Annotated in this window: 12 protein-coding genes; 5 read left to right on the top strand and 7 right to left on the bottom strand. The window is 66.5% G+C overall.

Features of this window, described 5'->3' with window-relative positions:
* The first annotated feature begins 337 nt into the window (after window positions 1-337).
* The 5 genes from VRZ77_RS10645 (at window position 338) to VRZ77_RS10625 (ending at window position 5,067) form a co-directional block, all read left to right on the top strand.
* The gene (locus VRZ77_RS10645) at window positions 338-1,348 is read left to right on the top strand and encodes a Bug family tripartite tricarboxylate transporter substrate binding protein (protein ID WP_414592627.1); all 1,011 of its coding nucleotides are present in this window, start codon (window positions 338-340) and stop codon (window positions 1,346-1,348) included.
* A 115-nt stretch (window positions 1,349-1,463) separates the two neighbouring features.
* Window positions 1,464-1,967 carry a hypothetical protein gene (locus VRZ77_RS10640; RefSeq protein WP_414592626.1) on the top strand — a complete coding sequence of 168 codons (504 nt, stop codon included), beginning with the start codon at window positions 1,464-1,466 and terminating at the stop codon, window positions 1,965-1,967.
* A gap of 35 nt (window positions 1,968-2,002) precedes the next feature.
* Window positions 2,003-3,523, top strand: a complete 1,521-nt coding sequence (locus VRZ77_RS10635) for a tripartite tricarboxylate transporter permease (RefSeq protein WP_414592625.1) — start codon at window positions 2,003-2,005, stop codon at window positions 3,521-3,523.
* Window positions 3,520-4,806 (top strand): RNA polymerase subunit sigma-70, encoded by a 1,287-nt coding sequence (locus tag VRZ77_RS10630; protein ID WP_414592624.1) that lies wholly within the window; start codon window positions 3,520-3,522, stop codon window positions 4,804-4,806. Before VRZ77_RS10635 ends, VRZ77_RS10630 begins: the two co-directional genes overlap by 4 nt.
* Before the next feature lie 12 nt (window positions 4,807-4,818).
* Window positions 4,819-5,067 carry a hypothetical protein gene (locus tag VRZ77_RS10625; RefSeq protein ID WP_414592623.1) on the top strand — a complete coding sequence of 83 codons (249 nt, stop codon included), beginning with the start codon at window positions 4,819-4,821 and terminating at the stop codon, window positions 5,065-5,067.
* A 54-nt stretch (window positions 5,068-5,121) separates the two neighbouring features.
* On the opposite strand, the gene VRZ77_RS10620 is transcribed toward VRZ77_RS10625, so the two are convergent.
* From VRZ77_RS10620 to VRZ77_RS10590, 7 genes are all read right to left on the bottom strand, one after another.
* Complete coding sequence (locus VRZ77_RS10620) at window positions 5,122-6,333, bottom strand: NADP-dependent isocitrate dehydrogenase (RefSeq protein ID WP_414592622.1); 1,212 nt, start codon at window positions 6,331-6,333, stop codon at window positions 5,122-5,124.
* Between the two features lie 89 nt (window positions 6,334-6,422).
* A complete protein-coding gene (locus VRZ77_RS10615) occupies window positions 6,423-7,127 on the bottom strand; it encodes a fumarylacetoacetate hydrolase family protein (protein ID WP_414592621.1) in 705 nt (234 codons plus the stop codon).
* Window positions 7,128-7,269: 142 nt separating this feature from the next.
* Window positions 7,270-8,355, bottom strand: coding sequence for an Ldh family oxidoreductase (locus VRZ77_RS10610; RefSeq protein ID WP_414592620.1), 1,086 nt, complete (start codon window positions 8,353-8,355; stop codon window positions 7,270-7,272).
* Window positions 8,352-9,227: a fumarylacetoacetate hydrolase family protein gene (locus tag VRZ77_RS10605; RefSeq protein WP_414592619.1), complete on the bottom strand. Its 876-nt coding sequence runs from the start codon at window positions 9,225-9,227 to the stop codon at window positions 8,352-8,354. The genes VRZ77_RS10610 and VRZ77_RS10605 overlap by 4 nt, the downstream gene beginning before the upstream one ends.
* Before the next feature lie 38 nt (window positions 9,228-9,265).
* Entirely contained in the window at window positions 9,266-10,135 is an 870-nt protein-coding gene (locus VRZ77_RS10600; protein ID WP_414592618.1) for an ABC transporter permease, read from the bottom strand.
* On the bottom strand, window positions 10,132-10,938 hold the full coding sequence (locus VRZ77_RS10595; protein ID WP_414592617.1) for an ABC transporter ATP-binding protein: 807 nt from the start codon (window positions 10,936-10,938) through the stop codon (window positions 10,132-10,134). The genes VRZ77_RS10600 and VRZ77_RS10595 overlap by 4 nt, the downstream gene beginning before the upstream one ends.
* Window positions 10,935-11,951: an ABC transporter substrate-binding protein gene (locus tag VRZ77_RS10590; RefSeq protein ID WP_414592616.1), complete on the bottom strand. Its 1,017-nt coding sequence runs from the start codon at window positions 11,949-11,951 to the stop codon at window positions 10,935-10,937. The genes VRZ77_RS10595 and VRZ77_RS10590 overlap by 4 nt, the downstream gene beginning before the upstream one ends.
* Between the last annotated feature and the right edge of the window lie 43 nt (window positions 11,952-11,994).

The following is an 11,994-nucleotide window of genomic DNA, read 5'->3' as shown; positions in this document are numbered from 1 at the left end:
CCCACCCGCCGGCAACACGAGGCCCCGACGCTCCGCCGTTAACGCGGGCGCGGCGCGGCCATGCCGGCAGCGGTACCGCGTGCCGGGGTGGCGCTCGATTTTACCAATGAACCAATGGTTGCCGCGCCTTGGGCGTGTTCTGCCGGCGGTCGCCCGTCACTTTCGTACATCGACGCCATAAGGGCGCAGAGCGCGCGCGGAAATGCCCGGGAACGGCACCCGCGGGACCGCCAACTATTGACCCCACCGCTAAACCAATATAAACCAAATACCGATCGGTATAGAAGTTGTCACGACACCCGCGAAGACGGGTGCGCGAGCTTGGAGGAACGCCACAATGACTCTTTCGCTGAATCGACGTCACCTTCTGCTAGCGGGGGCGGGTGCCTTCGCGGGGTCGCTGGCCGGCCCGCTCTCGACCGGCGCCCGCGCCGCCGGCTATCCCGACCGGCCGATCCAGGTGCTGATCCCCACCGGCGAAGGCGGCGGCGTCGACCAGGCCTCGCGCGCCTTCAACCGCGTGTGGAGCAAGTATATCGGCCAGAACTTCGAATATTCCTATTTCCCCGGCGCATCGGGGCAGGTCGGCTACGAGGTGTTCGTCTCCAAGCGCGAGCCCAACGCCTACAACATTCTCGTCGGCAATATCGGCCCTGAGATGATCATGTACGCCACCCAGAAGGTGAACTACAAATACCCGGAAGACTTCACCTATCTCGGCAGCATGGATGTCGACGATTCCGTAATCTGGGTCGGCGCCAACAGCCGGTTCAAGACCATTCAGGACATGGTCGAAGAGGGCAAGAAGCGCGAGATCACGCTCTCCACCAGCCGCCTGCCCCATCCGTCCACCATCGGCGCGCTGGCGCTGGCGGAAGCCACCGGGATGAAGGTGCGCATGATCCCCTATGGCGGCGGCGGCCATGCCCGCTCGGCGGCCATCACCGGCGAGGTCGATGGCTGCGCGACCTTCCTGTCCTCCTCGCTCGGCCTCGACGGCCAGGCCCGCTTTCTCACCGTGTTCAACTCCACCAATGAGGCGCCGGAGCTGACCAATGACGCGCCGCCGGTGAACAAGGTGTTCGGCACCAGCATCCCGCCCATGTCCGGCCAGCGCGCCATCGTGATCCACACCAAGGCGGCGCAGGAACATCCCGACCGGGTGAAGAAGCTCGGCGAGAGCATGCGGCAGGTGTTCAACGACCCGGAATACAAGGAACTGGCCGAGAAGGCCGGCACTCCGTGGGAGTTCATCCGCTATGGCGATGCCGCCGCCTGCGACAAGTCCGCCCGCGAATATCTGGCGCTGGCCGAACGCTATCGCCCGCTGCTGACTGCCTCGAAGTAAGTCCCGGCCGAAGGCGCATGCGCGGCCCTGTCGCCGGCTCCCCGGGGTCGGCGGCCGGGACGCGTCACCTCGCCTCCGTTTCGTCCGATCCCCGCCCACCGAGCAGGAACGCGCCATGAAAGACCAACGCGACGCCAGGGTCGCGACCGGCGCCGACTGGATCATCCCGATCCTCGGCGCCGTCTTCGCAACCTATTACCTGATCTCCATCAAGGATCTCGACTGGGAGGCCAAGGTCAGCGGCGTGTTCTGCGCCGTCGTGCTGTTCCTTCTCATCGGCATCTTCGCCCTGCGCACCGTGATCGGACTGGCGCGCGGCACCCATTACGTCGAGTGGCGCAGCCTCTATGAGAGCCGCAAGCTGGGCTCGGTGCGCGCGACCCTGTTCCTGCTGACGGTCGCCTCGGTGGCGGCGATCCCCTATGCGGGATTCACGCTCTCCACCTTCGGCTATCTCTTCCTGTGCTTCCTCGTGCTGCAGAAGATGCCGCCGCGCCGCGCCGCGCTGATCGCCGGCAGCCTCGCGCTCTTCGGCTTCGTGCTGTTCATCCTCATCCTGCGGACCGCCTTCCCTCAAGGTCCGTTCGAGCGCCTGTTCTTCGCGCTGACAGGTCTGTAAGCCGGCTAAAAACCGCTGCAGACGGGAGCCTCGTCATGAATCTCAGCTTCGCCGTCCTCTCCGATCAGTTCCTGCTGAACTTCAGCTATCTCTGGCTGATCGTCATCGCCACCACCATCGGCATCATCATCGGCGCCATGCCGGGCTTCGGCTCGGCCAACACCATCATCATGCTGCTGCCCTTCACCCTGGCGGTGGACATCGAGGTGGCGATGATCTTCATGGTCTCGCTGTTCGTCGCCTCGCATATGGGCGGCGGCATCACCTCGATCCTGCTCAACATTCCCGGCAATGGCGGCGCGGCGGCCACCTGTCTCGACGGCTACCCGATGGCCCGGAAAGGGCTGGGGCAGCAGGCGCTGGTGCTGTCCTTCGTCGCCTCCACCGTGGGCGGCGTGGTGACGGCGGGACTGTCGATCTTCCTGCTGCCCTATATCGCGCGCCTCGCCTTCTACATGCACAGCGTCGAGATGGTGGTGATCCTGCTGTTCGGCATCACGCTGATCGCCTCCGTCGCCTCCGACAACATGCTCAAGGGGTTGATCGCCGGATTCCTCGGCCTGCTGATCGGCGCGATCGGCGCCGACCACATCTACTCCACGCCGCGTGGCACCTTCGGCATGATCGAACTCTATGACGGCGTGCCGCTGATCGCGGTGCTGATCGGCGTCTTCGCCATCTCCGAGGCGCTGAAGATGATGGAGAACGATTCCGTGCTCGACGAGAGCGGGCTGGAAATGATGCGGAAGGCGAGCTGGAAGCAGACCTGGGAAGGCGTGACCATGGCCTTCGCCCGCACCTGGCACATGGTGTGGACCAGCCTTGTCGGGCTCGTCATCGGCATCGTGCCCGGCGCCGGCGCCTCCATCGCCGCCTTCGTCGCCTACCAGCAGTCGCGCCTGTTCTCCAAGACGCCGGAAAAATACGGCACCGGCATCCCGGAAGGGGTGATCGCGCCGGAATCCGCCAATAATGGCGTGACCTCGGGCGACCTCATTCCCATGCTGGTCATCGGCGTGCCCGGCGGCACCACGGCGGCGGTGATGATGATCGTGATGACCTATCACGGCGTCCAGCTCGGCCCGCGCCTGTTCATCCAGAACCCCGGCATCGGCTATGGCGTGTTCATCACCATGCTGGTCGCCTATGCGGTGATGCTGTTCACCACGCTGCCGCTCACCAAATATGTCTCGAAGCTGGTGCTGATCCCGACGCCGGTGCTGGCGCCGATCATCATCGCCTTCACCCTGGTGGGTGCCTTCGCGCCGCGCGGCTACATGTTCGACCTGTGGTTGACGCTGCTGTTCGGCGCGATCGGTTATCTGTGCCGGCAGACGCACTTCAACGTGGTGGCCCTGCTGATCGGCGTCATTCTCGGTCCGCTGCTGGAAGCCAATGTGATGCGCGCGCTGCGGATCAGCGGCAATGACCCCTGGGTGTTCTTCTCCTCCACGGTCGGCAATGTGCTGTGGGTGGCGCTGGTGCTCTCGCTGCTGCTGCCCTCCTTCGTGCAGTGGCGCCGCAACCGCGCCGCCGCGCGGATGGCCGCGGCATGAACGCCCCGTCCCGCCCCGAGGTGCTGCACAGCGCCAATGTCACCCCTCTCGCCCGGCTGGATATTCCGGGCGGGGGCGAGGTGGTGGTCCACCGCAACCATGCCTTCATCGGCCATATGTCGCCGCCGGACGGCACGGCGATCTATGATGTGAGCGACCCGCGCCGCCCGCGTCAGGTCGCGCGGATCGCCCCGCCCGATGGCTTTTCCCACACCCACAAGGTGAAGGTCGCCGGCGACCTGATGATCACCAATGTCGAGCGGCACAAGCGGCATTTCTTCCGCAAGGGCGAGCGCATTGCCGCCGTCACCGCCGACCTCGCCGCGACGCTGGGACGCCCGCCGCAGGAGGCGGAAATCGCCGCCGAGATCGGCGTCGCGCCGGGCGATCTCGACACGCTGCGCGCCGGGCTGGCGCGCGGCTATCAGGATGGCGGGTTCCGGGTCTGGGACATCGCCGATCCCGCAAATCCCCGCCACCTCGCCACGGTGCGCACCGGCGGCATCGGCGTGCACCGCTTCGACATGGACGAGCGCTACGCCTACATCTCGACCGAGATGGAGGGCTATGTCGGCAACATACTGGTGATCTACGACCTCGCCGACCCGACCCGCCCGCGCGAGGTCGCGCGCTGGCACATGCCGGGCCAGCATGTGGCGGGCGGCGAGACGCCGTCCTGGCCGGGACAGCGCTGCCGGCTGCACCATGCGCTGCGCGTGGGCGACACGCTGTGGGCGGCCTGCTGGTATGCCGGCGCCCATGTCATCGACATTTCCGACATCACCGCGCCGCGCACAGTCGGGCGGTTCAACTACCATCCGCCCTTCCCCGAGCCGACCCACACCTTCTTCCGCCTCGCCGAGCCCATCGCCGGACGCGATCTGGCGCTGATGATCGACGAGGAGCACGACCATGTGCCCGGCCAGCCGCACGGCTTCCTCTGGGTGATGGACGTGTCCGACCCGACCCGGCCGGTCCCGGTCTCGACCTTCCATGTCAGCGAGCGGGAATCGCCCTATGCGCGCGCCGGTGGACGGTTCGGCGGCCATCAGTTCCAGGAACGCCAGATCGGCTCGCTGGTGTTCGCCACCTGGTTCGCCGGCGGGGTGCGCATCATCGACATCGCGACGCCGGAAACCCCGCGCGAGATCGGGCACTACATCCCCTCGCCGGCCCCCGGCCATGCCAGCCCGCAGAGCAACGATGTCGACGTCGATGAACGCGGCGTGGTCTATGTGATCGATCGCGACCGCGGCTTCGACGTTTTCAGCTTTGAGCGGTGACGGGCGGCGGCGATGTGCGAGGACTGCTTCGACGAGAGCGAGGTGCCCGGCGAGCGGCCGAGCCTGCCGCGCCTGATGCAGGCGGCGCGACATATCGAGCGCGATTTTCCGGGCGAGGCGGTGCCGAACGAGGCGTGGGTGATCTATCTCGGGCGCCGCAGCGGCACCATCGACTGGCCGGCCATGCAGCGCATCGCGCGCGCCATGGAGGCGGCGGGGCTGCTCCTGTCGCTCATACCCGGCGGCGATCTTCGCAACTGATCCGGTCCATCGGATGAACCGGTCCGGCGCGCGGCCGGACCGGGAAGCGCAATGCTATTTCATCGCCAGCTTGAGACCGGCATCCACCTTGTCGAGGAAGCCGGTGGTCGACAGCCAGGGTTGATCCGGCCCGACCAGCAAGGCGAGGTCCTTGGTCATGTGGCCGCCCTCCACCGTGTCGACGCAGACCTTCTCCAGCGTGCTCGCGAAATGGGCGAGGTCGTCATTGCCGTCCAGCTTGGCGCGGTGCGCAAGGCCGCGGGTCCAGGCGAAGATCGAGGCGATGGAGTTGGTCGAGGTCTCCTTGCCCTTCTGGTGCTCGCGGTAATGGCGGGTCACCGTGCCGTGGGCGGCTTCCGATTCCATGGTCTGGCCATCGGGCGTCATCAGTACCGACGTCATGAGCCCGAGCGAACCGAAGCCCTGCGCCACGATGTCGGACTGCACGTCGCCATCATAGTTCTTGCAGGCCCAGACATAGCCGCCGGACCATTTGAGCGCGGAAGCGACCATGTCGTCGATCAGCCGGTGCTCGTACCAGATCTTGTGCTTCTCGAACTCGGCCTTGAACTCGGCCTCGTAGATCTCCTGGAACAGCTTGCGGAACCGCCCGTCATACTGCTTGAGGATGGTGTCCTTGGTCGAGAGATAGACCGGGTAGCGCCGGGCCAGACCGTAATTGAGCGAGGCCCGCGCGAATTCGGCGATGGCCTCGTCGAGATTGTACATGGCGAGCGCGACGCCGGCGCCGGGCGACTGATAAACTTCCTGCTCGATCACCGTTCCGTCCTCGCCGACGAACTTCACCGTCAGCGTGCCCTTGCCGGGGAATTTGAAGTCGGTGGCGCGGTACTGGTCGCCGAAGGCGTGGCGACCGACGATGATCGGCTGGGTCCAGCCCGGAACGAGGCGCGGCACGTTCTTGGCGATGATCGGTTCACGGAAGATGACGCCGCCGAGGATGTTGCGAATCGTGCCGTTCGGCGAGCGCCACATCTTCTTGAGGCCGAACTCGGTGACGCGACCCTCATCGGGGGTGATGGTGGCGCATTTCACGCCCACACCGGCGCGCTTGATGGCGTGCGCCGCGTCGACGGTCACCTGATCGTCGGTGGCGTCGCGGTTCTCGACGCTCAGGTCGTAATATTCGAGATCGACGTCGAGATAAGGGTGGATCAGCTTGTCCTTGATGAGCGCCCAGATGATGCGCGTCATCTCGTCCCCGTCGAGTTCGACCACGGGGTTGGCCACCTTTATCTTCGCCACCGCAAGCTCCTGTCGGAAGTCTGTTCGTCTCGAACCCGGCGCAGCCCGCGCCGGGTGCCTTTTCACGCGGGAAGGGTCTGGCGCGGGCGTCAGACCACCTTGGCGGTCAGCGTGCCGACGCCATCGACGCCGCCTTCCATCAGGTCGCCGCGCACGATGGCGCCGACGCCCGCCGGCGTGCCGGACATGATGATGTCGCCGGCCTTGAGTTCGAACAGGCCGGACAGGTACGAGATCATCTCCGGCACCTTCCAGATCATCTGGTTGAGGTCACCGACCTGGCGCGGCTTGCCGTTGACGTTCAGCCACACCTTGCCGTCGGTCGGGTGGCCGATACGGCTCGCCGGCACCAGCGCGGAGCACGGGGCGGAAGCCTCGAACGCCTTGCCGACTTCCCACGGCCGGCCGAGCTTCTTGGCCTCGCCCTGCAGGTCGCGGCGGGTCATGTCGAGACCGACGCCATAGCCCCAGACATGGTCGAGCGCGCTCTCGATCGGGATGTTGATCCCGCCCTTGCCGATCGCGACCAGCATCTCGATCTCGAAATGCACATCGCTGGATTTGTCGGGATAGGGAAAGGTGCCGTCCGCGATCACATTGTCCGGGTTCTTCTGGAAGAAGAACGGCGGCTCCTTGTTGGGATCGTGGCCCATCTCGATGGCGTGCTCGGCATAGTTCCGGCCGACGCAATAGATGCGGTGAATCGGGAAAAGCTGGGTGGACCCTTCGACGCCAAGCGTCGGAATGCCGACGGGCGCGATCACATAGGCGGCGTTCTCAATTGGCGCGTTCATCAATCACTCCCGTGCATTTAATACCAATCATGATTTGGTCGTATATTGGGTTCGGCGAAACGTCAAGGCTCCAACAGGCGATATCGCAGCGTCCTGCGCGGCATTCACCCATCCAATGATCAATTGGTTTCGCCACTTCCGCTCAGAGAACGGCGATGCCCAGCTCGCCGGCGATGGCGTCGAGTTCCTTCAGCAGATTGGGGTGCAGCGCGAGCCCCTGCGCCTCGTCCCGTGCCGCCCGCGCCTCGCGCCCCTCGCCGGGAATGCGGACAGGCTCATGGCCCGGCAGCGGCGGGCAGGCGCGCATCTCATCGAACACCTGGTCCACCGCCTGTCCGAAAACCGTGCCGTCGGCGAAGGCCGAGACCGACAGCGCGGCGACGAACTGGCCGGTATTGGTCGGGCTCGTCGTGTCGGCGCTGAAGTCCACCACATTGGAGCCGAAGGCAGCACCGTTCATCACGCCGGCCAGCAGGCCGATCGCCATGGCGAGCCCATAGCCCTTGGCACCGCCGATCGGCAGCAGGAACCCCTCGTCGCGCCGGTTGGGATCGGTGAGCGGCTTGCCGTCCCGGCCGACCATCCAGCCTTCCGGCATCGTCTCGCCGCGCTGGGCCAGCGTCTTGATCTTGCCCATCGCGGCATTGGTGGTCGCCATGTCCAGCAGGAAGGGCGGCTGCCTCCCCGCCGGCACCGCGATGGCGAGCGGGTTGGTGCCGAGCAGCAGTTCGCTGCCGCCGAACGGCGCCACATGGTTGGCGCTGCCCACCGCCGCGCAGAGGCCGGCCATGCCCTGCCGGGTCTGCGGCAGCACATAGAGCGCCGCCGGACCGGCATGGTTGGAATTGCGCACCCCGACCCAGCCGATTCCGGCCTCCCGCGCCTTGGCGATGGCGAGTTCGGTCGCGGCCTTCATGGCGAGATGCCCGAGCCCGTTGCCGCCGTCGACCAGCGCGGTGGCGGCGCTCTCGCGCACCGTGGTGACGGTGGCGGCGGGGGTGATACCCCCATCGCGCAGCCGGTTTACATATTGCCGCAGCCGGAACACGCCATGGGTGTCGTAGCCGCGCAGATCCGCCTCGACCATCAGCCCGGCCACGGTGCGCGCATCGGCCTCCGGCACGCCGAGCGCCCGGAAGGCGCGCTCCGTGAAAACGCGCAGCGCCGATGCCGGCACCCGGCCGCCATCGGTTCGGGCCGTCGAATCGAGGCGAGCCTGCGCCGTCATGCCGCCGCGCTCGCGTCGATCACCGGATTGCGCAGCACGCCGATGCCGTCGACCTCGACCTCGACCACGTCGCCCTGTTTCATGAACACTGGCGGCTTGCGCGCGTAGCCGACGCCCGAGGGCGTGCCGGTGGCGATGATGTCGCCGGGGTTGAGGGTCATGATCTCCGACATCAGCGCCACGGTCCGCGCGACCTTGAACACCATGTCCGATGTGTCGCTGTCCTGCATCACCTGCCCGTTGAGCCGGGTGCGGATGCCCAGCCCGTCGGCGCCCGGCGGCAGGTCGTCGGCAGTGGCGATCACCGGGCCGACCGGCGCGGTGCCGTCGAAATTCTTGCCGGCGGACCATTGCGTGGTCTTGCGCTGATAGTCGCGCACCGAGACATCGTTGAGCAGCGTGTAGCCATAGACATGGCCGAGCGCCTCCTCCTCGGGGATATCGCGGCCGCGCTTGCCGATCACGATGGTCAGCTCGCACTCATAGTCCAGCTTGTCGGAAACGCGCGGGCGCACCACCGGCGCGCCCGGCGCCACCAGCGAGGAATTGGCGCGGATGAAGAAGGCCGGATAGTCCGGCACCGCATTGCCGCCTTCCTTGGCGTGGAGCGCGTAGTTGAGACCGAGGCAGATGATCTTGCCCGGCTGCGGGATCGGGCACAGCAGCTCGGCCGAGGCCAGCGGCTGCCGGGCGCCCGCCGGTGCCGCGGCCAGCGCCGCGCGCAGCTTCGCCAGAAGCGGTTCGCCCGCCTCGATCACGCCGATCATGTCGTCGGGCGCGCCGGGCACGAGGTCGGCGACGCGCAGGATGCCGTCGCCCTCGACAACGCCGACGGAGGAGCCTGCCGGCGTGCGGTAGGTCACGAGATGCATGGTCTTTTTCCTGAATGGTGCGGGGAGCGGCGGAGGGGTCACTCCGCCGTCGTCACCCGGGCCTTGTGCCAGAACACGAAACGCTGCTGGACCCAGTTCACGAAGGCGAACAGGCCGAGGCCCAGAAGGCTGAGATAGAGGATGAGCGAGAACACCCGCGGGGTGTCGAGCATGGAGGCCGCGACGCGGATCAGTTCGCCGAAGCCCTTGCCGCCGCCGAGGAATTCGCCGGTGATCGCGCCCGCCATCACGCCGACCGAGCCGATCTTCAGGCCGGTGAAGAAATGCGGCAGGCCGGTGGGCAGCTTCAGCTTGATCAGGGTCTGCCAGCGCGTGGCGCCCATGGTCTTGAACAGCATGCGCGAATTGCTGTCCGCCGCATGCAGCCCCGCCGCCGTGCCGACGATGATCGGGAAGGTGGCGATGAAGGCGGCGAGCGCGACCTTGGAAGCGATGTCGAAGCCGAGCCACGCCACGAAAAGCGGGGCGAAGGCGATCTTCGGCATGGTGTCGATGGCGACGAGATAGGGCATCACCGCCCGCTCGCCGAACGACGTCTCGCCGACCAGCACGCCGAGCGAGAAGCCGACCACCGTCGCGATGATGAAGCCGAAGAACACTTCCTTGCCGGTGATCCACAGCGCGGTGAGCATGTAGTCGCCCGACAGCAGGTTGGCCGCCACGGAGACGATGTCGCGGCCGACCTCGGCCGGGGTCGGCATGATGATCGGGGAGACCACGCCCAGGAGCGCGATGCCCTGCCAGATGGCGAGGAACGCCGCGAACAGGACGATCATGGAGACCGCGCGCGGCACCCGGTCGAGCCAGGAGCCTTTTTCGGTCCACACGGTGTCAGTGATGCCGGCGCCGGTTTCGCCGACCTCGATGGAGCTGTCGAGCGTGGTCATGCGGCCTCCTTGTCGAGACGGCTGCGGATGTGGGCGACGAGCGCACCGAAATAGGGGGTGGTGATCATCTCCAGCGTGCGCGGACGCGGCAGATCGATCGCCACCGTCTCCACCACCCGGCCGGGGCGCGGGCGCATGACGTAGACCACGTCCGACAGGATCACCGCCTCCGGGATGGAGTGGGTGACGAGGAAGGCGGTCGCGTTGCGCGCCATGCAGATGCGCTGCAGCTCCATGTTCATGAAATCGCGCGACAATTCGTCGAGCGCCGAGAACGGTTCGTCGAGCAGCAGCACCTCGGGCTCGGTGATCAGCATCCGGCAGATGGCGGCGCGCTGCGCCATGCCGCCGGACAACTCACCCGGATAGACGTTCTCGAAACCCTTGAGGCCCACCAGTTCGAGCAGGCGGCGGGCGGCGTCGTGCTTGGCCTGCGCCGCCGCCTTGCCGTCGCGGATCTCGACCGGCAGCACGATGTTCTCCAGCGTGGTGCGCCAGGGAAACAGCGTGGCGTGCTGGAACATCATGCCGATGTCGCGGCGCGCTCCCAGCACGGGCTTGCCCGCCAGCACCACGCTGCCCGCCGACGGGGATTGCAGCCCCGCCATGATCTTCAGAAGGGTGGACTTGCCGCAGCCGCTCGATCCGATGACGGAAGAGAAGCTGCCGCGCTCCAGCCGGAGATTCACATTGTCCAGGGCGTGGATCTGCCGCATGGCGTAGGTCTTCGAGACCGACTTCAGCTCGTAGACCACCTCGCGGGGCTTCGATTCCACGGGGAGGAAGGCTGCGGCGGCGTTCATTTGTTCCACACCTCCACAAACGCATTGGTGTAGGCCTTTTCGAGGTCCGGGATCGGCTGCTTCAGGCTGCCGGTCTCGACCAGGCTGACATGCCAGGCTTCCCAGTCCTTGGGGTTCTGGTAGCCCCAGCCCTTGCTCTCGTCGACGCGCATGGTCTTGGCCAGCACCTGCTCGAACAGGGCGTTGGCGAAGGCCTTGTCCTCGCTTTCCTGCGGCATGCCGGCCTTGAGATGCGCCAGCACCTTCTCGCGGTTCGCCGGATCGACGGCGAATTCCTGCGCCCGCACCACCGCGCGGCCGAAGCCCTCGACCAGCTTGGGGTCCTTGTCGATGGTCTGCTGCATCACGGCGAAGCCGTTGCCGAAGAAGGTGACGAATTCGATCGGGGTGATGTCGCGCAGCTTGATGCCGCGATGGGACAGGATCGCCGCGTCGGCCGTCGAGGCGGCGTAGGCGGAGATGTCGCCGCGGGTGAAGGCCGCGGTCGCCATGCCGCCATCGCCGACGGTCAGGAAGGTGTAGTCGCGCTTTTCCTCCATGCCGAGGGCGGACAGCACGCCGCGCGCGAACGAGACCTCGGCGCCGTCGGCGGTGCCGACCCCGATCACCTTGCCCTTGAGGTCGGTGGGCGACTTGAAGCTCTCGCCCTCCTTCACCACGATGCCGAAGGAGCTCTTCACCATCATGTTGTAGAGGAAGACGACATCGACGCCGCGCGCGCGGGCGTTGAGCACGGGGCCGGGTCCGGGGCGCCCGAACTGCGCCTGGCCGGACGCCAGCGCCTGGATGACCGCGCCCGAGCCGTTGACCGACTCGACGCGCATCTCGATGCCCTCATCCTTGAAGAACCCCTCGCCCATGGCGACGTAGATCGGGAAGGAGTTGATGGCGGACGGGCTCGGCTGGACGAACGTCACATTGCGGGTTTGCGCGGGCGCGGAGACGTTGCCGGCGACGAGCAGCAACGCGCCCGCGGCGGCCGAAAGGCAGAAGGATCTCTTGGAGATCGTCATGGTTTCCTCCGATATGTTCTTTTTTGATCGGTCAGCGGGGACA

It is taken from the genome of Ancylobacter sp. G4_0304 (genome assembly GCF_047501495.1).
Lineage (GTDB): Bacteria > Pseudomonadota > Alphaproteobacteria > Rhizobiales > Xanthobacteraceae > Ancylobacter.
This window is presented reverse-complemented; position numbering and strand designations above follow the sequence as displayed.

What these genes read in the sequence shown, in the direction of transcription:
- VRZ77_RS10645 (WP_414592627.1), top strand. Translation starts at nt 338, where the DNA reads ATGACTCTTTCGCTGAATCGACGTCACCTTCTGCTAGCGGGGGCGGGT.
- VRZ77_RS10640 (WP_414592626.1), top strand. Translation starts at nt 1,464, where the DNA reads ATGAAAGACCAACGCGACGCCAGGGTCGCGACCGGCGCCGACTGGATC.
- VRZ77_RS10635 (WP_414592625.1), top strand. Translation starts at nt 2,003, where the DNA reads ATGAATCTCAGCTTCGCCGTCCTCTCCGATCAGTTCCTGCTGAACTTC.
- VRZ77_RS10630 (WP_414592624.1), top strand. Translation starts at nt 3,520, where the DNA reads ATGAACGCCCCGTCCCGCCCCGAGGTGCTGCACAGCGCCAATGTCACC.
- VRZ77_RS10625 (WP_414592623.1), top strand. Translation starts at nt 4,819, where the DNA reads ATGTGCGAGGACTGCTTCGACGAGAGCGAGGTGCCCGGCGAGCGGCCG.
- VRZ77_RS10615 (WP_414592621.1), bottom strand. Translation starts at nt 7,127, where the DNA reads ATGAACGCGCCAATTGAGAACGCCGCCTATGTGATCGCGCCCGTCGGC.
- VRZ77_RS10610 (WP_414592620.1), bottom strand. Translation starts at nt 8,355, where the DNA reads ATGACGGCGCAGGCTCGCCTCGATTCGACGGCCCGAACCGATGGCGGC.
- VRZ77_RS10605 (WP_414592619.1), bottom strand. Translation starts at nt 9,227, where the DNA reads ATGCATCTCGTGACCTACCGCACGCCGGCAGGCTCCTCCGTCGGCGTT.
- VRZ77_RS10600 (WP_414592618.1), bottom strand. Translation starts at nt 10,135, where the DNA reads ATGACCACGCTCGACAGCTCCATCGAGGTCGGCGAAACCGGCGCCGGC.
- VRZ77_RS10595 (WP_414592617.1), bottom strand. Translation starts at nt 10,938, where the DNA reads ATGAACGCCGCCGCAGCCTTCCTCCCCGTGGAATCGAAGCCCCGCGAG.
- VRZ77_RS10590 (WP_414592616.1), bottom strand. Translation starts at nt 11,951, where the DNA reads ATGACGATCTCCAAGAGATCCTTCTGCCTTTCGGCCGCCGCGGGCGCG.